The 22528-nt window shown below is 70.8% G+C and carries 16 protein-coding genes and 4 pseudogenes; 7 read left to right on the forward strand and 13 right to left on the reverse strand.

Translation table 11 applies throughout. From position 1 onward, the window contains the following. Positions 1-330 precede the first annotated feature (330 nt). A pseudogene (locus AMK22_RS33865) lies at positions 331-561 on the forward strand (IS110 family transposase); the annotation flags it as partial. 9 nt (positions 562-570) lie between these two features. Here the strand turns inward: AMK22_RS33865 and AMK22_RS33870 are convergent. Both AMK22_RS33870 and AMK22_RS39780 read right to left on the reverse strand, forming a co-directional pair. Next, positions 571-1596: a sulfite exporter TauE/SafE family protein gene (locus tag AMK22_RS33870; protein WP_242434278.1), complete on the reverse strand. Its 1026-nt coding sequence runs from the start codon at positions 1594-1596 to the stop codon at positions 571-573. A 263-nt stretch (positions 1597-1859) separates the two neighbouring features. Next, on the reverse strand, positions 1860-2009 hold the full coding sequence (locus tag AMK22_RS39780) for a hypothetical protein (RefSeq protein ID WP_158072117.1): 150 nt from the start codon (positions 2007-2009) through the stop codon (positions 1860-1862). On the opposite strand from AMK22_RS39780, the gene AMK22_RS33875 reads away from it, so the two are divergent. Then, positions 1965-3032 (forward strand): ScyD/ScyE family protein, encoded by a 1068-nt coding sequence (locus tag AMK22_RS33875; RefSeq protein WP_274535464.1) that lies wholly within the window; start codon positions 1965-1967, stop codon positions 3030-3032. The genes AMK22_RS39780 and AMK22_RS33875 overlap by 45 nt on opposite strands. 56 nt (positions 3033-3088) lie before the next feature. Here AMK22_RS33875 and AMK22_RS33880 read toward each other — a convergent pair whose 3' ends face one another. Next, complete coding sequence (locus AMK22_RS33880) at positions 3089-3850, reverse strand: DUF899 domain-containing protein (protein ID WP_073791268.1); 762 nt, start codon at positions 3848-3850, stop codon at positions 3089-3091. A gap of 303 nt (positions 3851-4153) precedes the next feature. Between AMK22_RS33880 and AMK22_RS33885 the strand changes: the two are divergent. The 4 genes and pseudogenes from AMK22_RS33885 to AMK22_RS33900 form a co-directional block, all read left to right on the forward strand. After that, positions 4154-4380, forward strand: a pseudogene (locus AMK22_RS33885) (DUF1702 family protein); the annotation flags it as partial. 37 nt (positions 4381-4417) lie between these two features. After that, positions 4418-5119 (forward strand): DDE-type integrase/transposase/recombinase, encoded by a 702-nt coding sequence (locus tag AMK22_RS42515; protein WP_443333337.1) that lies wholly within the window; start codon positions 4418-4420, stop codon positions 5117-5119. A gap of 195 nt (positions 5120-5314) precedes the next feature. Continuing rightward, positions 5315-5650, forward strand: a pseudogene (locus AMK22_RS33895) (carboxymuconolactone decarboxylase family protein); the annotation flags it as partial. Positions 5651-5661: 11 nt separating this feature from the next. Further along, a complete protein-coding gene (locus AMK22_RS33900; RefSeq protein ID WP_073791270.1) occupies positions 5662-6582 on the forward strand; it encodes an oxidoreductase in 921 nt (306 codons plus the stop codon). Between the two features lie 31 nt (positions 6583-6613). Here AMK22_RS33900 and AMK22_RS33905 read toward each other — a convergent pair whose 3' ends face one another. From AMK22_RS33905 to AMK22_RS33950, 10 genes are all read right to left on the reverse strand, one after another. Continuing rightward, positions 6614-7651, reverse strand: coding sequence for a carboxymuconolactone decarboxylase family protein (locus tag AMK22_RS33905; RefSeq protein WP_073791272.1), 1038 nt, complete (start codon positions 7649-7651; stop codon positions 6614-6616). Beyond that, a complete protein-coding gene (locus AMK22_RS33910; RefSeq protein ID WP_073791273.1) occupies positions 7648-7962 on the reverse strand; it encodes a hypothetical protein in 315 nt (104 codons plus the stop codon). Before AMK22_RS33910 ends, AMK22_RS33905 begins: the two co-directional genes overlap by 4 nt. A 29-nt stretch (positions 7963-7991) precedes the next feature. Next, the gene (locus AMK22_RS33915) at positions 7992-9341 is read right to left on the reverse strand and encodes a cytochrome P450 (RefSeq protein WP_073791275.1); all 1350 of its coding nucleotides are present in this window, start codon (positions 9339-9341) and stop codon (positions 7992-7994) included. Further along, complete coding sequence (gene sgcE6, locus AMK22_RS33920; RefSeq protein ID WP_073791277.1) at positions 9338-9886, reverse strand: NADH-dependent FAD reductase SgcE6; 549 nt, start codon at positions 9884-9886, stop codon at positions 9338-9340. Before sgcE6 ends, AMK22_RS33915 begins: the two co-directional genes overlap by 4 nt. Positions 9887-10016: 130 nt before the next feature. After that, positions 10017-15833, reverse strand: coding sequence for a type I polyketide synthase (locus AMK22_RS33925; protein ID WP_073791278.1), 5817 nt, complete (start codon positions 15831-15833; stop codon positions 10017-10019). Beyond that, positions 15830-16972, reverse strand: a complete 1143-nt coding sequence (locus AMK22_RS33930; protein WP_073791280.1) for an enediyne biosynthesis protein — start codon at positions 16970-16972, stop codon at positions 15830-15832. The genes AMK22_RS33925 and AMK22_RS33930 overlap by 4 nt, the downstream gene beginning before the upstream one ends. Before the next feature lie 2 nt (positions 16973-16974). Next, positions 16975-18903 (reverse strand): CRTAC1 family protein, encoded by a 1929-nt coding sequence (locus AMK22_RS33935; RefSeq protein WP_079186558.1) that lies wholly within the window; start codon positions 18901-18903, stop codon positions 16975-16977. A gap of 14 nt (positions 18904-18917) precedes the next feature. Next, positions 18918-19886: a DUF1702 family protein gene (locus AMK22_RS33940; protein ID WP_073791283.1), complete on the reverse strand. Its 969-nt coding sequence runs from the start codon at positions 19884-19886 to the stop codon at positions 18918-18920. 93 nt (positions 19887-19979) lie between these two features. After that, entirely contained in the window at positions 19980-20963 is a 984-nt protein-coding gene (locus AMK22_RS33945; RefSeq protein ID WP_073791285.1) for a DUF1702 family protein, read from the reverse strand. Between the two features lie 133 nt (positions 20964-21096). Next, positions 21097-22056 (reverse strand): hypothetical protein, encoded by a 960-nt coding sequence (locus tag AMK22_RS33950; protein WP_199883387.1) that lies wholly within the window; start codon positions 22054-22056, stop codon positions 21097-21099. 227 nt (positions 22057-22283) lie between these two features. Here AMK22_RS33950 and AMK22_RS41540 point away from each other — a divergent pair. Continuing rightward, positions 22284-22487, forward strand: a pseudogene (locus AMK22_RS41540) (carboxymuconolactone decarboxylase family protein); the annotation flags it as partial. Between the last annotated feature and the right edge of the window lie 41 nt (positions 22488-22528).

Below are 22528 nucleotides of genomic sequence, written 5' to 3' on the forward strand. Positions count from 1 at the left end.
CCGTGAGGGTGTCTGGCGCCCTCACGGTCGTTTCCGAGCGGATGATCGAATTTCCGTGGTCCAAGCCCTCCGCAGGGTGCACCTCTCATTTCTCCGGGACGCCTCCGAGCTCCTGCACAGACCGAGGCCCCTGCGGTCAGCTGGGGTCACGAACGACTATAGGGCTGTCCCGTAATCCCCGGTGGATCAGCACGCGGCGTCAGATGCGGTGCATCGCAAGGCGGAGGTGTGTCCACATACTGGACGGATGCGGACGTTCCGACAATGCGGCGAGGTGCCGTAGCTGTCGTCGCGCGCCCGCCACGGACTACGGGACAGCCCTTACCTATCCCTTGCATGGCCGCCCGGCTCATCGACGACGTCTTCGGCACTCTCGACGGGCAGACCGTCGTCGTTCCGGGCACCGGCACCCTCGACATCGTGGCCTCGTCCCTGGCCCGCTCACTCACAGCCGTCCACGAACAACGTCGGGCCCTGGAAGCCCGGATCGGCGAACTGCTGGAGGCTCACCCTCTTTCCCAGGTCCTGACGTTGTTGTTCGGCGTCGGCGTCAGGGCCGCCACACGAGGCTCACACCCCCGTGGGAGTCCGCTCCTGCGCGGCCTCCGGCGACGGGGCGGCGTAGCGCTCGGTCCGGACGAGGGTCACGCACACAGCGGTGGACACCACCAGCAGGGCGATGCTGGCTGCGGTCATGAACGGGGTGAACGGGACCAGCAGCACGGTGCTGACCAGTTCGGCAGCGATCAGAACGAAGAGAACGGCCCTGATGGTGAGCGGCGAGAGCCGGGTGCAGATCCACGCCCCGAGGGGAGCGCCCACGGCCACCACCGGAGCCGCCGCCGTCCAGTACTCCACGACCGGTCCGGTGAAGTCGCGGAGCACGAGGAGATGGGTGAGAAAGGCGGCGATGGACACCACCGTCATCATGATCACGGTCGTCGGGGTGGCGACTGTCTCGGAGACCCGGAAGAGCAGCACCAACAGGAGGAACATCACGCAGTTCTCACCCACCCCTGCCACACCGCTGAGCAACCCACCCGAGAAGCCCGCTGCCAGGACCAAGCCCTTCTCACGAGGGTTCCAGGCCAGAATCTTCGCATTGCGCCGGTAGCCGCGCTGCTTCAGCTGTACCGCCAGGGCGAGGGCCAGCGCCACCAGCAGCATGGTGAACAGCGCCCGTACGACCGGGAGCGGCACATTCGGGGCGATCAACGTAGCGCTCAGCACGACTCCCACCACCCCGGAGGCCGAGCCGTAGAGGATGATCTTCCTTTCGACCGGAGTCCGGCACAGCAGAATCGACAGTGAAGCGGCAGACATGCCGATCGACTGGATGGCAAAGGTGAAGATCCTGGCCTGATCCGGCGGAACGACCAGGACTTTGGTCATCACCGGAAAGGCGATCGCGCCCCCGCCCTCACTGGTCCCGCCGCCCACCAGGGAGCCGAAGACCATCGTCACCGCCACTCGCCAGTTCTCGGCGAGGACGTCGAAGTACTCCGCACCCCACACCAGCGCCCAGACCAGCCAGACCACCCCGGCCAGAGCCGCGTTGACCCCCAGCACCCGACGCACCCTCAAGCGGCCAGTCACAACGATCTCCCCCTCGCTCGACCCTCGCTCCTCAGACGTCGCCGCATCGTAGAGCAAGAAGAACCCCCGCCACCCGTGGAGTCCCACGAGTCAGCACCCTCGAAGAACCCCAGAGGTCTGTCGATCGAACGGTGCAACGAGGGTGGTTGGGGTTACTGACGGGCTGCTGAGAGGCGCCGTCGAAGTGATGTCGAAGATGATGTCGAAGGCGCTGTCACGGGTCTTGGTTCTGTCGGCGATCTTGTGATCCGGACAGCTGGGACTCACCGTGTGAGCAGAACGCGTTTGCGAAGGAGATCGAGGCCGGCCCGGCCGAACATCTGGCGTTTCAGCATCTTGGGGTTGGCGATGAGGCCTTCCACCCGGTTGTGCGTCCACTGGCCTTCGACCGGGTACCGCTCGGCGTCCGACACCGGGTACCGACTGAAGCGTCCGGGCAGCGGGGCGCGGCAAGCGCGGGCGGGAGCCGGGCGAGCGGGTCAGCGGCGATCGGCCGGGACACGCCGCTCCCGTTCCGCGGGCTGAGCGTCGAGCCCGCTCCGTGCGCGGCCGGTGTGGGAGGGTACCCCGCCTGCTTCGGCACCAGCGGGGCCATCACCTCGTACACGCCGAGGAACGGCAGGACCGAACGCATCGCCACCGGGTTCCCGTCGGTGATCAACGACTTCAGTGTGTTCGGACAGCACGACATCGACGCGAGCCACGGGCGCATCTTTGTGGTCTTCGGCCTCGGTGCGGAGATGTCCACCCGGAAGGGGCTGAGCCCGGCGGCGCGAGGTCTTGCGCAGACCGGCACCATCGACCGCAACGGCAGGCTCCGCCCGGTCGGAGACCTCCTCGCGTTCGAGGAGCGGTACAACCCGCACCGCGCGGACGTCAATGCCAACGCGTACGGGATCACACGCGTGCCGGGCGGGACACTGGTGGCGGAGGCCGGCGGCAACGACATCCTGTGGGTGTCGTCCGACAGCGGTTCGGTCCGCATACTCGCCCTGATGCCCGACCAGGTCATCGACGGCAGCCCGTCCGAGTCCGTGCCGTCGGCCATCGTGCGGGGGCCCGATGGCGCCTTCTGCATCAGTGAGTACGGCGGCGAGCCGAATCGGATGGGGAAGGCCCGGATCCGGCGCTCGTGCCCGGTGGAAACCGACCGTCGTGACGAGCGGGTTCACCGGATCATCGATCTCACCTTCGACCGTCAGGGGCGGATGCTGGTGCTCGAACTGGCCGAGCAGGGCTTCTACTCGCCCGACCGGACCGGGCGGCTGGTGCGCATCGAACACAACGGGAAGCGCACGGTCCTGGCCCGCGAGGGCCTGGAGCACCCCGGTGGGGTCACCGTCGCGCCGAACGATGACATCTACCCGACCAACCGGACGACGTCGCTCGGCGAGGCGAACGGGCAACTCCTCCGGCTGCGTCCGGGCCGATCGTGAACCAGGGGCCGTCGGGGACATGTGGGGGCTCCGACGGCCCCCGGACGCGGCCGGTGTCAGGTGCCGCAGTGGCCGCAGCCGTCGTCCGCGCTTCGGCCGTCGCGGTCCTGGTAGTCGTCGTGGTGACGGACCCAGTTCATGATCCCGGCCTCCTCCTGGCGCCCGAGGGGAGTCAGGTCCAGATAATTGAAGGCGCCGACGAGGAGATCGGTGCCACGCGAGTACGTCGAATAGGTGTGAAAAACGCGGGTGCCCTCGCGGAGGAAGACACTCAGGCCGTGCTGCTCGCCGCTCAGGGCCCAGGAGCCGATTCCGGCCTCCCGTAGTTCGTCCTTCGTGCGGAAGTTGAAGAAGACGGGTGCCACGGACTCATCCATGGTGACGTGGAAGTCATAGTTGAATGACGTGCCGTGGGAGGAGAACCATGGAAAGGTCCACCCCATGCGTTCACGGAATTTCGTGATGTTCGCGAGCGGCGCGCGTGACACCACGGCGAAAGACGTCCGGGCCGCATGCAAATGCGCCAAGTGACCGACGTTGTCGGCAAGGAGCGAGCATCCGGTGCAGCCGGCATCCCAGTCGGGTGCCAGCATGAAGTGATAGACGATGAGTTGACAGCGGCCGTCGAACAGATCGACGAGGGTTGCCGTGCCGTTCGGGCCGTCGAAGGCGTACGTCTTGGTGATCTCGACCATCGGCAGGGCCCGGCGTTGTGCGCTGAGCGCGTCCCGTTCCCGGTCGAGCTGTTTCTCCCGCGCCAGCAACTCCTTCCGGGCCGCTAACCACTCTTCCCTCGACACAATCGCCGGACTGTGCATTCCGGACCTCACCTTCGTCGTACCTTCCCAGCAGTCGGAACCCTACCGGAATAGGGGAGGCCGCAGCGGAGGGCGCGCGACGCATTCGCGCCCGGACCCGGCGCCGACGTGTACGGAACCAGAATGAGGGAGCACATTTCGATTGGACAGAGGCCCAGAAGCGCCCGGTACATTCTGCATGGCTTTGCAGTACGAACTCGGATCACTCGACGAGGGGATACTGCGAGGTGACGGCTGGATTACGTGCGCTTCGGTGCCGAATATTGACCCCGCGCTCTCCGACACCAGTCTGGAAGTGCGCGGATTCCCAGGGAGTTCCGGGGATTCGCCCATGAGGGCGCTGCCATGGCCTGCTCCGTTCTGGACGCGTTGCCCGGCAGCAAGGGGCAACGCCTGAGCGGGCTGCTGGCCGGACGCGGCGGCGCGCACCCGTACATGGCCTACGTGGGGATCGGCTGGGCCATGGCGCGGCTCCCCGGGTGTTGCGTCCGGACACGGCGAGCGCGGGCCCGCTCCTGAGGTGGCTCGTTGGGACATGAGGTGGCCCGCTGCACTGTCGAGCGTCTGATGCGCGAGCTCGGCATCCAGGGCGCGGTGCGCGGCAAACGCGTCATCACCACGGTCCCCGGCGACCAGGTCGAGCGCGCTCCCGACCTGGTCGACCGCGACTTCGTCGCCGCCGCCCCGAACCGGTGCTGGGCGGCGGACTTCACCCACGTGAAGACCTGGTCCACGACCGTCTACGTCGCGTTCGTCGTGGACACCTTCTCCCGCCGGATCGTCGGCTGGTCCGCGGCCACCGCGAAGGAGACCGTCTTCGTCCTGGACGCCCTCGAGATGGCCATCTGGCAACGCGATCGCGACCAACAGTCCGTTCGCAGACGTAATCCGCCGAGATCTTGTGGTCGAGGACGCCGTCGAACTCGCTCCCGGCCTCACCGTGCCGGATCAGACCACCGCATCAAACCTGCGCAGCCGTCAACGACAGCCGGCTATGCCTGTCTGTGTCGCGCCCGAGAACACCTTCATCCCGGACGAACTGGGAGCAGAGCGAGCCTTCTACCGCCCCGCCAGCCGCGACAGTCTGACCGCCGCAGTTCAGCATCACATCAGCCTCGCGCGCGGGAGGGCTTCTTCCGGCGTGCTCCTTTCGGGGGCCGGTTCGCGGACGCCCGCGGCCTGCCGAACGGCTCGGGGGCATACCCGTGGTGTGCGCGGCGCCGGCCGTCACGTCCCTCGCCGAACAGGCTCTGCTGCTCAGGGGCTTGATCGCAGAGGGCCCGATCGTCCTGTCCTCGCGGCCGGTCGGAGGTCCGGCCGCGACACCGGAGAGTTCGCGAGGCCCGGCGGGCAGTTGCCACCGACGGCCCGGTTCATTAGCTTCCTGGCATCACGAGGCCCCGTCGTTCCGCGGCCACGCCGCCCTCGTCGGCCATCTGTCCCCCTTCTCCCGGAGGAAGAGCCATGCCCCATATCGCACTGGACAACGACCTCCCCGGAATCAGCGGCCTGATGGCCCACCGTCCCGACACCGGGGGACCGCTGGGCGACCTCGCGAACGCTCTGCTGAGGGCGCCGTCCTCGCCGGCCCCGGGAGAGCGTGAGCTGATCGCGGCGCACGTCTCGCGGCTCAACGGCACCGAGTTCTGCGCCTCCTCGCACGGGGCGTTCGCCGCCGCGCAGCCGGCGGGAGACCAGGAGCCCGTCGGGGCCGTCCTGGCCGACCCCGGCACCGCACCGGTCAGCGGCCGGCTGCGTGCGCTGCTGAGCGTGGCGGCCGAGATCCAGAGCGCCGCCCGAAGGGACGACGCATGAGCACCCGGCGCAGTTGGAGCACGGCAGACGTTCCGGACCGGACCGGCACCACCGCAGTGGTCACCGGCGCGAGTTCCGGCATCGGACTGCACACGGCGGAGGAACTCGCCCGACGGGGCGCCCACGTGGTGCTGGCCGTACGCGATCCGGACCGTGGGGCCGCCGCGGCAGACCGCGTCCGGGCCCGCGTGCCCGCAGCCGCCCTGACGGTCCAGGAGCTGGATCTCGCCGATCTCACCTCCGTGCGGGCCGGGGCGAGGGAGCTGCGCGCGCGGTTCGCCCGGATCGACCTGCTGGTCAACAACGCGGGCGTGATGTGGACCGACCGGGCCCGCACCCCGGACGGACACGAACTCCAGTTCGCCACCAACCATCTCGGTCACTTCGCCCTCACCGGCCTGCTCCTGGACACCTTGCGGGCCGCGCGCGGCGCACGCGTGGTGACGATCAGCAGCTACCTCCACAGGCTGGGGCGCATCGACTTCCGCGACCTCGACGGCGAACGCCGCTACAACCGCTACCGGGCCTACAACCAGTCCAAGCTGGCCAACCTCCTGTTCGCGCTCGAACTCCACCACAGACTGACGGAGTCGGGCTCGGACGTGGCCTCTCTCGCCGCCCACCCCGGGCTGGCCGCGACCGGCCTGGGCCGTGACTTCCCGGCCCCCGTGCGCAGGTTCGGCTCCGTGTTCGCGCCGCTGTTCCTCCAGCCCGCCGCCATGGGGATGCTGCCCGCTCTGCGTGCCGCCACCGACCTCGGGGCGCGGGGCGGCGAGTTCTACGGGCCGCTCGGCGTGACCGAGACACGGGGCGCACCCGGGCTCGTCCGTCCCGGCAGGGCGGCCCGCGACCCGGAGGTCCGGCGCCGCCTGTGGGAGGAGTCCGAGCGGCTCACCGGCGTCCGCCCCTTCTTCTGATCCCGCGACCCGCCCGTGCCCGGGGCCGGTCTCACGCCGGCCCGGCGGGGCGGGGCACGGAGATCCGGCCGCCGATCCGCACCGCGGTGGTCAGGGCGGCGTAGGACGTGAGCTCGATGAGCTCGCGGTCGGTGGGGAACCGGCTCCTGAAGGCCGCGACGTCCTCCGGGAGGGTCTGATACGGCGCGAAGGCGGTCAGCAGGGCGAGCCGGGCGGCGGGCACGTCCTCGGCCGGAAGCGCCGACACGGCCTCGTCGAGCCAGCTTCGGCCGAGCCCCGGGGCGGATCCGTCCCACCGGTCGAGGCACGAGCGCAGCCTCTCCCGTACCGGTCCCGGCACCCACCGCGCCCCCTGGTCCACGGCGGCGACGGCCCGCCCGAAGGCCTCGGCCACGGGAGGGCTGCCCTGTGCCCACTCCAGTCCCGGGGGCAGGGGGGCCGGGGGCAGGAGGTCCAGCGAGCCGCCCGGCGCCAGCGGGCCCGGGGCGACGGGACGCATGGTCAGGGCGGTGGTGCGCATGATGGGGCCGCGCAGGGGCGTCGGCGTCCGGGCGGGCATGGGGGAGTCGGCCAGGAAGAGGCTCACCATGCGGTTGATGTAGTGGAACGTCACCACGACGCCGCAGAGTTCCGGCGCCTGCGCGTACGTGAACGGGAGCGGGGCGCTCCCGGCCGGGTCTCCGGGGGCGTGCCGCCCGGCCGCCGGGGCCCACTCGGCGATCCGGGAGACCGTCCTGTCCGGCGGCAGCGTCCCGAGGACCGCCTGGTGCACACCGACGCAGTACGGGCAGTCGTTGGCGCGGGAGACCTCGGTGGCGACCGTCTCCTTCACCGCGCGGCTCACCCGGCCGTCGACCAGCAGGACCTCACGCAGCATCAGCCACGTCGCAGCCAGCGATGCGGCGGCCGGCGAGTGGAGCGCCACGGGCGGTGCGAGCACCCCGAAGTCCCGCTCCGTCCCTCGGTACACCTGCGCCACCAGGCCCCGGGCGCGGCGCGGGGCGATCACATCCACGTACCGCACCTGCCGCAGGGAACCCCGCAGCACGGCCCGCACGACCGGCCTCATCGCCGCTCCTCCCTCTCCTCCCACGCGGTCTCCCTGCCCCGGGGACCGCTCTTCCCCGGTACGTGCTTCTCGGCGCGTGAAGGACATACCGGCTCGTGGGCCGGGCCCCGGCCCCCCGGCGCGATGTCGTCGGGGCCGAACCCCATCTGCTCCATCAGCAGGCGCACCAGCGCGGTGGCCGCCTCCTGAGCGGTGGACGCGTTGTACGCGGCGGGCGAGGCCGCCGCCGAGTCGAGGACCGGGCCGGCCGGCGGCTCTGTGCCGGGCGCCGCTCGGGCCGGTGTCCGGGACGAGTGGTCGCTGTCGCTCATGGGCTGCCTCCTCACAGGCCGGGCGTCCATCAGTCCGCCGCGCTGACCGTCATCGGCAGTCCGCCGCGCATCCGCAGCGACAGCATGGGCTCGGCGACCGCCCGGTGCCCGGGAACGGTGCGTAGGTCGAGGTCGCGCGTGACCAGCGCGGTCACGAAGACCGCTTCCATCATGCCGAGGTTGCTGCCGACGCAGAAGCGCGGTCCCGCGCCGAAGGGTATGTAGGCGTAGCGGGGGCGGCTGGCCAACGCCTGCGGGGCGAAGCGCTCGGGGTCGAAGCGCTCGGGGTCCTCCCACAGGCGCGGGTTGCGGTGCATGATGTACGGGCAGATCAGGACGTCGGCCTTGGCCGACACGGTGTATCCGCCGACCTCGTCCCGTTGCTGGGCTATCCGGGGCAGGACCCACACCGGCGGGTAGAGCCGCATGGCCTCCTGGACGACCATGGTCGTCCAGGTCAGCCGGTGCAGGTCGTTGACGTCCGGGAGGCGTTCGCCCAGGACGCTCCTGGCCTCCTCGCGGACGGCCGCGCGGACCTCGGGATGACGCTCCAGCAGGTGCAGCGTCCAGCCGAGGGTACTGGCCGTCGTGTCATGCCCCGCGAGCAGCAGGGTGACCAGCTCCTCCCGGAGCTGTCGACGGATCTGCCGGGGCGGTCCGTTCCGCCGCCCGGCGGCCTCGATGATCCGGGACAGCGCGTCGTCGCCGGGCTCGCCATCGGCCATCCGCGCGCTGCGGTCGGCCACCAGCAGGTCCGCCACCCGGTACAGCTCCCGGCGGGCCCGGCGGAAGCGGGCCTGCGGAGGCAGCGGAAGCCAGCCGGGCACCATGCCCTGGGAGACCATCTCCAGCATCGCCTGGTCCTGCACCTCTTCGAAGGCGGGCGCGAGGGTGTCCTGGGAGGAGAGGTCGGAGTCGAGCAGGGTGCGGCCGAGCACACCGAGGGTGAGTCCGGTGACCTCCTGGAGGATGTCGACCGGGCCGCCTCCCTCGTGGGCCCGCAGGAGGGCGACCAGCTTGGCGCCCTCCTCCGCGACCGCGTCCGCCCGCCGGTTGACGCGCCCCGGCTTGAACGCGGGTTGCACCGCCTGGCGCTGGGCCCGCCACACCTCGCCGTCGCTGGTCAGCAGGCCGTCGCCCAAAACCCGGCGGGACTGCACGAGGCCGATGCCCTTGTGGTAGTTGGCGCTGTTGTCGGCGAGGACGTGTTTGGCGTAGTCGGGCCGGTTGAAGATGTAGAGGTTCTTGGGCCCCATGGAGACCCGCACGGCGTCTCCCAGGGCGGCCGCGTCCTTCATCATCCCCAGGCGGTCCACCGCGAACTTCCTCAGCAGCCCCGGCAGGGCGCTGACCGGCGGGCCCGGCGGGTCGATCCTCATGCCACCTGGCCTTCGCCGTGTTCGGGGGCGAACCGGCGGAAGCGGCCGCCGGAGAACAGCAGGGCCTCACGGAACGGCCAGCGCACCGCCGAGAGCACCTCGCCGACGAAGATCGTGTGGTCCCCGCCCTCGTACAACTTCCTCTTCTCGCACTCCAGATGTGCCACGGCGCCGGCGATCAGCGGTGCGCCGGACTTTCGGCCGGGCTGCCAGCCGACGGCGTCGAACTGGCCGGCTCCGACGGGACGCGAGTGGTCGGCGAAATGGCGTGCCACGGCCTCCTGCCCGACATCGAGCACCGACACCGAGAACGTCTGCGAACGGTCCAGAGTGCCGTGCATCACCGCGTCCTTGCCGACGCAGACCAGCACCAGAGGCGGGGTGAGGGAGACGGAGGTGAACGCGTTGGCCGTCATGCCCCGCGGGGCGTCCCCGCCGACGGTCACCACGGTGACCCCGGTGGGGAAGGCGCCGAACGCGCCCCGCAGTTGTTTGTGGTCCTCCAGGTCGACGAGCTCCATGGACGGAACGGTGGTCGGACTCATGTCTGCCTCCCTGCCAGCGGCCGGACCCGGCCGCGCAAAGCGCCGGCGCTCGTGCCAGCGGATCGGGGATCGGTGCGGTTACCGGGGGCGGCGGCCGGGAGCCGGTGCGTGCGGCGCCTCCTCCGGCCGGTCATGACCGGGTCCTGGCGGCGGCCCGGGGCGCGGTGCCGTCCGGGCTCTCGGCGAGGAAGGCGAGGACCGCCGGTTCCAGGGCGTCGCGCAACGCCGTGACGAAGGTGGCGATACGCAGCCCGCCCGCGGTGAGGACCACCCAGTCGGCCCGGTCCTGCGGCGCCAGGGTGAGGGGCACCCCGGCCATCAGCCCGGCCTTCCTGAGGCATTCGACGGCGCCCCACACACGCGTCGCCGCGGTGTCGGGGGTCTCGCCCGTCTGCTTGGCCACCTGAGCGGCCAGCTCGGCGTGCTCGCCGAGCAGCCCCGCCCATGCGGCGGCGCCTCGGACGCGGACCGCCTCGATGTCGCAGGCCACGGTCCGCGCAGCGGCGACCCCGAGGGTCACGCCCAGGCCGTGGGCGGCCGAGATCCGCCGGTCGTCGGCGAGTTCGGGACGTCCATCGGGCCGGTAGCGCACCTCGGCGCTCTCGCCCAGTGCCCGCTGAACGGTTCGTGCGGTGGCCGCGCGGCGCTCGTCGGTGCACTCCTTCGCGCCGGGCAGGTCCGGTTCGACGGCGATGTCGAGGTGAGTGCCGAGCACCTCCTCCACCGTCCGCTCCAGGTAGGAGCCGAGCAGCGGGGCGACCCACGGCCCGGAGCCATCCGTCTTGCGGACGGCGTGCAGGGTGAGCCCCTCCCACCGTTCGACGACCGCGCCGTCGGCAGTGCGTACCGCGATGTCGTACACATAGGTGTCGCCGTCCCGGTGGCGCTCGGTGGCGCAGTAGCGCACCTCCTGCGGCAGGTCGCCGCCGGCGGCCATCGGGTACAGCCGTTCGATACCGGACGGCAGCAGGGTCGCGTCGGGGACGCACACCTGGTTCCCGTGCATCAGCGCGTCCCGCATCCCCGGGTCGGCCAGCAGCAGGGTGTCCGGCAGGAAGCCGGCGAACCAGCCGGACGGCGCGGCGACCGCCACGTCGGCGTCGACGTGCCGGGCGGCGGCCCGGTGGAAGCGGCGCAGCCGCTGGAAGCGCTCGCCCTGGAAGAGGACACCGCCGTACAGGTCGGCCGCCGGGTCCAGCGGGGCGGCCGGGACGCCCCCGCCCACCTGAGCCGGGGGCCCGTCCGGGATCGCGGCGCCGGAGTAGACCAGCCGGGCCCGGAAGTGCTCGGCGACGAAGCCGGTGTCCTCCGCGTGGATGGCCACGTCCACCGTGTCGGTGTCGGTGACGGTGGCCGCGATCCGGATGCGGGTGGTCCCCGCGGGCGGCACCACGATGGGCCGCAAGAACCGCGCCCCTTCGATGACCGGTACGTCGCCGCGTCCGGTGAGCGCGGACGCCACCTGGACCATGGCCTCCATGCCGATCACGGCGGGCATCAGCAGGGTGTCGTCCAGGAGGTGATCGGCGAGGTAGAGATCGGTACCGGCGTTCAGTTCGGCCTCGGTGACGAGTTCGACGCCGTGGTAGCGCACCAGTGGGTTCCCGGTGAACCGCAGCAACGGCATCGGCGGGAGGTCGCGGCGTACCGTTCCGATGCCCTCGGTACGTCCGCTGATCACCGTTACCACGGGGGCGTCCGGGTCCGAGATCAGCCGCAGCAGGATCTCGACGCCCTGGTCGGGTGAGACCGGGACGATGCCCTCGCGGGACAGGGACTCGACGACGGAGAGCTTCTCGCCCATGCCGATTCCGGACCACACGGACCATTCCATGCACAGGGCACGGCAGTCCGGGTGGTCGCGGGCGACCTTCTCGGTGAGGTCGGCCAGCCATTCGTTGGCGGTGGCGTAGTGCGCCTCGCCGCGCAGTCCGGCCCGGCCGATGATGCTGCCGAAGGTGACGAGGAGTTTCAGGTTCTCCTCGCCGACGGCGTCCAGGACGGTGCGCAGCCCGTCGACCTTGGGGGCGAACGTGGTGTGGAAGTCGTCCATGCCGAGGCCAGTGAGGGAGGCGGGCTCGTTGCGGCCCGCCCCATGGAGCACGGCGGTGACGGGGCCGAGCGCGTCGGTGAGTTCGGCGACGGCCGCGGCGACGCCCGCCGGGTCGGTGACATCGGCGGCGGCGTAGCGCACGGTGGCCCCGCTGTCCGCCATCCGCCGCAGGTTCGCGGCGAGGTCCTCGTCCAGGGCAGGGTCCGACCGGCCGAGAACAGCCAGCTTGACGCCGGTCTGCCGGGTCACGGCCAGGGCGCACTCGGCGGTGATGCCCTTGCCGCCGCCGGTGACGAGCAGGACGTCGGAGTCCTTCAGGACCTGCTCGGTACGCTCGGCGCGGACCGGCAGGGCACGCAGTACCGGGACACGGCGGGTGCCGTCCGCGGCGAGATGGACCTCGCTGAAGCGGGTGGTCGCGGCGACCTCGGCGGCCACCCGGTCCGCGGCGCCGTCGGCCACCGGGGTGTGGACGACGGTGGTCCGCAGGTGGGGCGCCTCCAGGTGGAGGGTCTTGGCCAGTCCGGCCGCGCCCCGGCCGTGCTGCACCAGGACGAAGCGGCGCTCGCGGTCGCCGGCGAGGGCGGCCCTGGCGCCGTTCAGCGCGTGCTCGATCTGCTCCCGGGAGCAGGCGGGTGGCAGGCAGACCAGCACCCCGGAGCCCACCGCGGCGTTCTCCAGGGCGCTTCGCACATCCTGGGCGAAGGGGTGGTCCTGGGCGGTGAACAGCTCCCAGGTTCCGTTGCCCTCGCCCAGGACGGGCGGGGACAGCGGAACCTCGTCGAGCTCGACGGCGAAGGGACGGGCCCATGCGGCGGCGCCCGCCACGACGGGGGCGGGGGCGGGGACGGCGCCGCCCGTCTCGGCGAGCGTGGTGAGCGCCTCGGCCAGTTCGGCCAACGTGGCGGTGGCGAAGTTGGTCGGTACATGGGCGGCGGTGAGGCCGAGCTGGACGGCGGCCTGGTTGACGATCTGGCCGACCGTGATCGAGCTCATGTGCAGGTCGTCCAGGAGGCTGCTGTTGTCGTCGACCAGCTCGGGCGGCAGCTCCGCCCGTTCGGCGACCAGGGCGCGCAGCACGTCGAGCGCCGGCACCCCGGCCGAGCCGCCGGCCTCTGCGGTGACGCCGTCGCCGGCGTCCTCGGCCTGGGGGCCGCGTGTGGCGGGCAGGGCGACGTCGGGCGCCTGCTCGCAGGGGTTGGCCAGGAAGCTGAACTCGGCGCCGACCTCCAGCGGCCGGGTCAGCCGGTCGTTGAAGAGCCGTTCGTGGATGAGCGGGGCGCCCAGCACATAGGCGGCGCCGACGACCTGGAGCAGTCCGCGCAGGGACTCGTCGTCGGTGTTGAGGGCGACAGCCGGTACGTCGGCGGTGGCCGCCGCCATGCCGGCGAGCACCCGGCCGGGGCCGACCTCGACGAACAGGTCGACGTCGCGGGCGGCCGACCGCACCGCCTGGGTGAACAGCACCGGGTCGGTGATCTGCTGTTGCAGCAGCTTGGACAGGTCGGTGTCGCTCTCCAGTGCTCCGCCGGTGACGGTGGAGACGACCCGGCGGTTCACCTCGTCCAGGCGCACCCCGGCGAGCCAGTCGCCGAAGGCGTCGGCGGCCGGAGCGACCAGGGGCGAGTGGAAGGCGTGCGAGACCGCGAGGCCGGTGCAGGCGACACCGGCCCGGCCGGCCCGTTCGGTGACAGCGGCGATGGCGTCGACGGTTCCGGCGACGACGGTCTGTTGGGGGCCGTTGTAGCCGGAGATGACGACGGGCAGCTCTTCGATGAGTTCCCCGGCCTGCTCGGGGGTGGCGGCCAGCGAGGCCATGGTGCCCGAGGCGCTGTGCGCGGCCATGGCCGCTCCCCGGACCCGGGCCGCCGCCAGCAGGGTGGTGGAGTCCAGGGCGCCCGCCCAGTGCAGGGCGGAGAGTTCGCCGAGGCTGTGGCCGACGGCGACGTCGGCCTCGATGCCGAGCGCGTCCAGGACGCGCAGTCCGGCGGTGGAGCCGGTGACGATGCGGGGCTGGGCCACGTCCGTGGCGACCATGTCGCCGGTGGTGGGCAGCTCGGCCCGCCGGTACACGTCGGCGGCCTCGGTGAAGCGGCGGGCGAGCGCGCCACCGCCGGTCGAGGTGCCCGAGCCCTGGCCCGGGAAGAGGAAGCCGATGCGGGCGGTGTCCCTCGCCCGGCCGAGGAAGGCACGGCCGTCGGGGGAGAGCGCGATGTCTCCGTCCGTGTCCGGCGTCTCGGCCAGCCGTCGCAGCCGCAGTTCGGCATCCTCCGGTGAGGTGACGACGGCGGCCGCCCGATAGGGGAGTTCGCGCAGTTCGCGCTGGAGGACGGCGGCCAGGTCGGCGAGCTGGGCGTAGGAGACCTTGGCGGCGAAGTCGGCTACTTGGGTGAGGCGTTCCTTGAGCGCCTGCGGTGACGCGGCGTCCAGGAGCAGCAGTTCGGCGTCCTGGAGCGAGTTGGCCAGGGTGGTGGCGCGGCGGCTGGTGGTCCGGCGTCCCACGGGGGCGGCCTTGTCGAGGACGACATGGGTGTTGATCCCGCCGAATCCCATGGCGGTGATCCCGGCGCGCAGCGGTGTGCCGCTGGGCCAGGCCTCCGCCTTGCGCAGTACCCGCAGGTTGGCCGACTCGTCGGTGAGCAGCTCGTGCGGGTCGACGCAGCCGATGGCGGGCGGCAGCATCTCGGCGTCCAGGGCCATCGTGGCCTTGATCAGTCCGGCGATTCCGGCGGCGGCCTTGGTGTGGCCGATCATGCCCTTGATGGAGCTGATGACGGCGGTGGGGGCGTGGGGGTCGGCCTGGGCGCGGGCGCCCATGATCGCCCTGAGCTCGGTCGCGTCGCCGACGGCGGTGCCGGTGCCGTGGCCCTCGAAGAGCGGGACGGTGTCGATGCCGAAGCCGGCCCGTTCGTAGGCGCGGGCCATGGCGAGCTGGTAGCCGCTGACCTCGGGGCGGGTGATGCCGCCCTGTCCGTCGGAGGAGATGCCCCAGCCGGCGATCGAGGCGTAGATACGGTGTCCCGCGGCGAGGGCGTCCTCCTCGCGCATCAGGACGACCATGCCGCAGCCCTCGCCGGGCCAGAAGCCGTTGGAGCCCCGGTCGTAGAGCCGCATCTCTTTTCTGGCGAGCGCTCCGGTCTTGGCGAAGCCGATGATCTCGAAGGGGTCGAGGGACAGGTCGACGCCTCCGGCGACGGCGATGTCGAGGTCCCCGTTCAGCAGGGAGGCGGAGGCGGTGGTGACCGACAGGAGCGAGGACGAGCACGCGCCGTCGACGGTGTATCCGCCGCCGTTGAGGTCGAAGTGGTTGCAGATCCGGCCGGCGATGGTGTTGGACAGGCCGCCCGCGAGGGTGTCCTCGTCGATGGCGGGGAACGGCTTCTTGTAGGCGTCCTCCACTCCTTCGAGGAACTCGCCGAGGCGCTCGTCGCTCCACTCCTGCCCCTTGAGGGCGTCGGCCAGCACCCGGCGTACGTAGGGCCAGCGCAGCCGCATCACGTTGGCGCGGGCGAACTCACCGGTGAGGGTGTTGCCGACGACGACGCCGGTGCGCTCCTTGGGGAGCCCCTCCCCGGCCGGGAAGCCCGCGTCGGCCAGCGCCCGGGTGGCGGTGTCGAGCGCGAGCCAGTGCGTGAGGTCGGTGGAGCGGTAGGTGCTGCCCGCGATGCGGTGGGCGATGCGGTCGAACTCCCACCCCTCCAGCACGGCGGCGTTACGGGCGTAGAACTTGTCGGGGACGGTGGGGTCCGGGTCGTAGTAGTCGTCCAGGCGCATCCGCACGTCGGGCAGCCGGCGGAAGGCCCGCCGCCCGGCGACCGCGTTCTCCCAGAGTTCGCGCGGGGTGGTGGCGTCGGGGTAGCTGCAGGACACGCCGACGATCGCGATTCGGCTCATACGGGCACCGCCGCCTTCTTCTTCTGCTGCGCCGCCGCTCGCATGGACGCGCACTTGCCGTGGAAGCAGGTGCCGTCCCGGCACGGGTCACCGGTGCGGACCGCCGCGACCGCGGCCGCGTCCACGGGAGCGGGGGCGGGAGCGGTCGCGGGAGCCGGTACGGCGGCGAGCTGCTCCGCGGGCTCCGCCGGGGTCTGCTGTGCCGGGGCCCGTTGCGCCGGTTGGGCCACGGCCGGACGCTGCTTGGCGAGGAAGTGGAGACCCCACAGGAAACCGCCGCGGATGAGGCACACCAGGGCGGTGGCGAAGAAGATGCCGTACGCGATGCCGAGCCCGGTCAGCAGTCCGTACATCGCCGCGACGCCCGCGCCGAAGGCGATCTGGGAGGACCGCTTGGAGGGCGAGGTACCGGGGTCGGTGACCATGTAGTTCGTGAAGAGGATGAACGCTGTCCCGGTCATCATGCCCAGTGCCGAGGGGATGGCGGTTCCCAGGAGGAGGCCGCGGACGACGGCCTGGAGCGCGAAGCCGATCAGCCAGGCGCCGATCAGCCACATACGGCCCGTCAGTTTGGCGTTCAGCATGGTGCCGAGGACCAGGACGACCGCGGGCAGGGCCCAGTCGCCGGGGCCGTGCAGGTACTCCGTGAAGTGGTAGGGCGGGGCGATGCTGGCCCAGGGGAAGAGCAGCAGGATCACCGCGATGCCGAAGTTCGACGGGTTCATGTAGTGCCGCATGCGGCCCTTGAGCGGGGCGCGGAGCACCCACTTGGTGCCGACGGCGACGATGACGCCGAAGACCATGACCCACACGCGGTCGTTGACGTACGTGAGCATGTTGACGGCGAGGCCGGTGATGTGCGCGGGGAAGAGGAATTCCACCATGCCCTTGAACCCGCGGCCCGCGAAGCGGGGTGCGCGCTTCTCACCGCGGGCGCTGACGGCCTCCAGCGCGATCTCCACCACGTAGGCGGTGAAGACTGCGATGAACGGCCACAGCCAGGGCTGTTCGAAGCCGAGGACGGTGTATCCGAGGATGTTGAGGACGGAGATCGAGATCGCGAACCGGCGAAGTGCGGTGACGACCTTCACGTCGTGCCGGGGCGCGGCGGCCCCGGGCGTTGCGGTTGCGGCAGACACGGTCACTTCTCCTTGGCATCGGCGCCGAGCTGGAGCGAGTGCCAGCCGGGGGTCAACTCGAGGTCCTGGTCGCGCACCTGGCCGGTGCGGTCACGCCAGGTCAGATGGGTCTGCATCGGTCCCTCGGCCTTCCGGCCGAGTCCGATGTGCACGTCCTGGCTGCGCTTACCGGAGTGGCCGCTGCCGCCGTCGACGCGGCCCAGGCGGGTGCTGCCGTCGGGCAGGGTCACGGTGACCTGCGCGCCGATCACGGGCGAACCGGCCGCGTCGGTGAGTTTGAGCCCCAGGAAGCCGCCGGGGTCCGGGCTCACGTTGTGGTAGAAGACGGGGTCTTCCCACTGGCGGGCGACGACCATGTCGAGGCGTCCGTCACCGTCGGCGTCGCCGGTGGCGATGCCCCGGCTGGGCACGGGCACGGCCATGCCGAGCTGTTCGGACAGGTCGCTGTATGCCTTGCCGTCCTTGTTCTTCGCGAAGAAGCGCATGTGCTGGTTGCCGGCGAGGTCGTCGCCCTCCTGCATGTTGGGCCAGAAGTAGGGGTGTTTGACCAGCTCGTCGTTGGCGGTGGCGAGTTCCTGGAGCTGTGCCCAGCGGTTGCGCTTGCCCTTGACGAAGCCGACGGCCTGGGCGATCTCCTGGACGCCGTCGTTGTCGAAGTCGCCCATCTTCACGTCCCAGCCCCATCCGGACCAGGCGAGGTGGAGCGGGGCGCTCTCGTCCTTGTACGGGGCGACGCCGTCCCGGAATTGGGATCGCAGCTCGGCCTTGTCCTTGGCCGTCGCCATGAAGGCGAAGTTCGACTCCTGGATACCGAACGACGTGGTGATGTTGGAGACGAACGCGTCGTACATGCCGTCGTTGTCCAGGTCGGCGAAGTCGATGCCCATGCCCTTGAAGGAGGTGCGGCCGATCTCCTTGGACTTGGGGATGGTCGCCGTGTGCTCGGCCTTGACCTCGCGGAACTTGAACTTTCCGGGCTTCGACTCGTTGTGGAGGAGCGCGGAGGTCCCGAAGTCGTGTCCGAGGTACAGCTCGGGAAGCTGGTCGCCGTCCAGGTCCATGGCGGAGGCCGCGAGCGTCCAGCCCCGGTCGATGCCCTCGGGCAGGACGCCCTCCACTTGTTCGTAGCCGGTCGGGGTCCAGCGGAAGAAGTGGCCGCCGCCGCCGTTCTGGGCGTGCGACAGCGAGTCGTTCATCGTCACCCCACCGTCCACGGTGTCGTCCAGGACGGGGCTGTCGGGGAAGTAGTTGCCGATGTAGATGTCGTTGTGTCCGTCGCCGTCGAAGTCGGCGACGGCCGCGGCGTTGGAGTTCCACAGCGGCCCGGTGTAGACGCTGCCGCCGTTGCCCGGGACCAGCTCGACGGGTTCGAAGCGCTCCGCGGTCATCGGCAGCGGGTCCTGCCCGGTCCCCTTCTTCGCCTGGAAGATGACCGGGGTGCGACCCCAGTAGTAGACGAGAAGGTCGGTCAGGCCGTCCTCGTTGAAGTCGCCGGGGACACAGCCGATCGGAGCCATGCTGTCGCTCTTGGGCAGCGGCGCCGGGTCGAGCACGAACGGGGCGTACGAGGGACTCGGCCGTCCGGGCACCGGCGCGGGTGTGATCACGACCTGGTCGATCTGCGGGTCGGTGATGCACAGGTCGTTGGGCAGCCCGTCACCGTTGATGTCGCTCATGGCGACGCCCGAGCCCACCGAGGAGATCCACGCCTCGATGTGCTTGTACGCCTTGTTCACCTTGCGTACGCTCTGCCTTTTGTATCCCCCCGGCATGGCTATCGCCAGCGGCTCGAATGAGAAATTCTTCGCCAGTTCAGCTTTTTCGGAGGCGCTGGATTCGCTCGGATTCACCGCGTAGAAAGTGCCGACCATGAGGATCAGTGCGATGAGCCCGGGGGTCTGCTTCCGCAGCCAGGTAATTGGATGTGTCATGCGACGGCGCCTTTCTATGTGTGCGGAACGGAACTGATGGCGGCGGCGATGTGCCGCCGCCAGGTCTCGAAGGCCGGGATCTCCCCGCCTTCGCAGCCAGCGGGCCTCGAATCGATGCACACCCGCGCCGCTTCCTCGGGGGTACGGCCGCCGCACAGGACCCGGGCGGCGAGGTGGGTGTGGGCGGTCGTCGTCCCCGCCCGTTCCCGGGCCTCGCAGGCGAACGCGGAGCCCTGAACGAGACTCGGCCGGTGCGTACCCGCGTGCTCGGCGAAGCGCAGCAGCTCGTCCTCGTCGGCGCAGCCCGCATAGGTGCAGGCGAGCCCGGCGCCGGCGTACATGTCGCCGTGACGGTGGGCGGGATAGGCGTCGATCAGCTCGGCGACGACGTCGGGGTCGGCGCCGCCGACGAACCACAGGGCGCGGCCGATGCCCTGGTCGATGACGCGGGCGCTGTAGGCGTCCGGCCCTCCCTTCCAGCTGAAGGGGTGTTCCAGGGCCGGGTTGCGGACGTAGGCGTCGGTCTTGAAGTACGCCTGGTGGAAGCCGTACCCGTCCAGGATCAGCCAGCGCAGCACCGGGTCGGTACCGCTCACGTCGGGCCACATGAACCTCGGCAGTCTGGCCATCGCCCAGCCGACGCCGACGTAGATCATGTAGTTGTGGTGCCGGCCCCTGCCCTCCAGGATTCCGGTCAGCCGCTTGTCGCCGCCCGTCAGCGAGTCGAGCATGACGGCGCCCATTCCGGCGCCCTCGTACGCGAACCCGCGGAAGGCCCGGGGAACCGTCTCCAGCCACTCGGCCGCCTGGTCCGCGGAGCGTGCCTCGACCGCGTAGGCGTATCCCTGGAGGAAGCTCGTCCCGACAGTTTCCAGCTGTTGTTTCGCCTCCGCGTTCTTGACATGGAACTTGCGTGTTTCCATTTTCGTTTCCCGGAAATTGGGCGTGAGGACTCGGCGCCTCAGCGCACGCAAGATGGACACCCGAAAAACCGCCCCTCGATCCTTTGCCTGAATTTACCGTTCGTTAGACGAAGATATTCGATACGGGTACCCGTGCGGCTACTCCAGGAATGCTCAACGGGTATGCGCGACAAGTTGTGCACGCACCGCGCGGCGCCAGAGTTCATAGGTCGGGACATCGCCTGCCGCACCCGGCGCGGGCGCGGCGTCGTCGGCGAGCGCGGCCGCGGCCTCGACGGTGATCCCGGCCAGCGCGTGCAGCGCGGTCCGGGTGTGCTCGGGCACGGTGGCGGAGAAGTGGCGGGCCTTCGCCGCGAAGACGGAGCCCTGCGCCACATGGCCGCTCAGCTCCCCGGCCTCGGCGCGCAGCGCGGTTAGTTCGTCGGCCGTGGAGCAGCCCGCGAAGGTGGCGGCGAGTCCCACGCCCGCCCACAGATCCGGCTCACGTTCGGAGGCGAACCTGCGCACGGCGGCGCTGACCTGCCCGACGTGCGCACCGTGGATGAACCACAGGGCGCGGCCGATGCCCTGGTCCACCGCCCGCCGGAAGTAGTCCGGGCGCCCCTCCCACGCGTAGGGGGTGTCCAGACGCTGGTCGTCGACCCAGCGGGCGGGGTCGAAGTAGGCACGGTCGAAGCCGTATCCGTCGACGGCGAGCCAGCTCATCGGCGGGTAGAACTCCTCGCCGTCGAGGTCGTCGGGCATGACCTTCTTCCACAGCGGCCGGGGCAGCTTGGCCATGGCGAAGCCGATGCCGATGTAGTTGAGGAAGATGTGCCGCCGCCCGGCGCCCTGGAGCAGTTCCCGGGTGCGCCCGCCGCGGCCGGGCAGCGAGTCCCGGATGACCGAGGCCATGGTCGCGCCCTCGTACGCGAAGCCCTGCACCTCCCGGTCGACCAGCGACAGTCGCCGCTCGGTCTCCCACAGGTCCTTGGACTCGATGCCCCATTCGAAGCCGGTCACCACGGTCTGCGGGATGGTCTCCAGTTGCCTGGTGGCAGCGGTCTCGGCCACCGGGAAGCCGCGTCCGGCGAAGCTCACGTCACGCAGGGACGGAGCCATCAGAAGTCTGCGCAGAGAACCCGTTGCCGTTGCCACGCGGTGCCTCCTCGGCCGGCCACCAGGCGGTGGCGAGGGTCTTATCGTCGGACGGCGGCGAAGAGCCGGGCATCTTCGGGAATGCGCATATGTCGTGCGCCCGGTCGTGACCGGGCGGCGGGGCCGGATGCCGTCAGGCCGCCCAGGGCGCGATCGGGTACCAGGGGATGATCTCGCGGCGCGCGAGCATCCTGACGTCCCAGTAGAGGAAGGTGAAGACGCCCGCGACGATCAGGGTCACCGCCGTCACGGCGGCCATCCGGCCCGGCCTGGCCGTCAGCCAGACGGACAGCCGCCCACCGGCGAAGTAGGCCATGAGGAAGAAGAGCACCGCGACGATCACCACGTTGCCCATCGACTGCAGCACGAACGCCGCCGCCCCGTAGAGGGGGTTGCCGCTCTCGGCCGCGTCACGGAAGAGCTGACGGAAGAGCGGATACGGCCGCCCGATGAGGAAGCCGCCGACCAGCACGCCCATGAAGACCTGCTGGACGTGGGGGAAGCGGCGGGCCGCCTTGGCGAACGGGTCACGGGTGTATCCCAGCGAGCTGAGCCCCAGGTAGAACATGGCCAGCCCGATCGCCCCGAACGTGACCATCGACTGGACCGAACGCCCCGACAGCACACCCGGAGCGGGCTGGGCATCGGAGAACTGCGGCATCGACGTACCCACCAGACCGACCACCGCGCCGTACACCGCCGAGACCACGGCCATTCCCAGGAAGAGCCAGCCGAGCGGCCTCAGCGCCTGGACGGCCCGGCCGGCGCGGCTGTTCACGGTGCTCAGCATCGGGGCGACCGTGCCGAACACCGCGATGTTGCATGCGGTGAACGTCCCGGCGAGACCGGACGTGAAGGCGAAGGCCGTCCCGGCCGCCACCGAGGCGAGCGGGGACGTCTCCGGATCACGACCGAGAATCGACCTGGCGATAGTGCCGCCGACCGTCTTGTCGACGAACTCGGCCGACCAGATCACGGTCAGCAGAAATCCGGCGACGATACTGACGACCAGCAGGAGGCCGCGCCGCCGCACCTCTCTCGCGCCGGTGCCGACGCCGCTCCCACGAACCGGTAATTCATCGATGTCTGCCACAACGGATCTCCTTGTCGGCTGTCGGATGCGGCGACAGCGTAAAAGGGGATGGAGAGCGTTTCGTTCTTCCCGGTTGCCGGATATCCGGGACGGCGGACGGAAGGGGACGGAGCGGGGGACGGGTACGCGGTGGCGGACCGAATCGAGAAACGGAGGAGTCGGTCACGGGCGACGCCCTCAGGAGCATGGATGCGTCTGCCGATCGGACGACTCGCGAGGATGTGCCCGTGCCCCATGTCACGATCAGCAACGACGAGCCCGGCATCCGCGGTCCGATGGCCCAGCGTCCGGACACCGCCGCGCCGCTCGACCAACTCGCCGACGTACTGCCGCGGGAGCCGGCCTCCTTGAGCCGCGGGGAGCGCGAGCTGATCGCGGCGTACGTCTCCCACCTGAACAGCACGCCCTCCCGCGCCGGAACGCACGGCGCGGCCCCTGTACCAGGACCGCGCACCGGGCATGTCCGTCGGCG

The sequence above is a fragment of the Streptomyces sp. CB01580 genome (assembly GCF_001905795.1).
Lineage (GTDB): Bacteria > Actinomycetota > Actinomycetes > Streptomycetales > Streptomycetaceae > Streptomyces.

Bases quoted from the DNA above. Each gene is read 5' to 3' on its own strand.
- AMK22_RS33915 (WP_073791275.1), bottom strand. From the start codon at position 9,341: ATGAGGATCGACCCGCCGGGCCCGCCGGTCAGCGCCCTGCCGGGGCTG.
- AMK22_RS42515 (WP_443333337.1), top strand. From the start codon at position 4,418: ATGCGCGAGCTCGGCATCCAGGGCGCGGTGCGCGGCAAACGCGTCATC.
- AMK22_RS33905 (WP_073791272.1), bottom strand. From the start codon at position 7,651: ATGAGGCCGGTCGTGCGGGCCGTGCTGCGGGGTTCCCTGCGGCAGGTG.
- AMK22_RS33935 (WP_079186558.1), bottom strand. From the start codon at position 18,903: ATGACACATCCAATTACCTGGCTGCGGAAGCAGACCCCCGGGCTCATC.
- AMK22_RS33925 (WP_073791278.1), bottom strand. From the start codon at position 15,833: ATGAGCCGAATCGCGATCGTCGGCGTGTCCTGCAGCTACCCCGACGCC.
- sgcE6 (WP_073791277.1), bottom strand. From the start codon at position 9,886: ATGAGTCCGACCACCGTTCCGTCCATGGAGCTCGTCGACCTGGAGGAC.
- AMK22_RS33880 (WP_073791268.1), bottom strand. From the start codon at position 3,850: ATGCACAGTCCGGCGATTGTGTCGAGGGAAGAGTGGTTAGCGGCCCGG.
- AMK22_RS33910 (WP_073791273.1), bottom strand. From the start codon at position 7,962: ATGAGCGACAGCGACCACTCGTCCCGGACACCGGCCCGAGCGGCGCCC.
- AMK22_RS33900 (WP_073791270.1), top strand. From the start codon at position 5,662: ATGAGCACCCGGCGCAGTTGGAGCACGGCAGACGTTCCGGACCGGACC.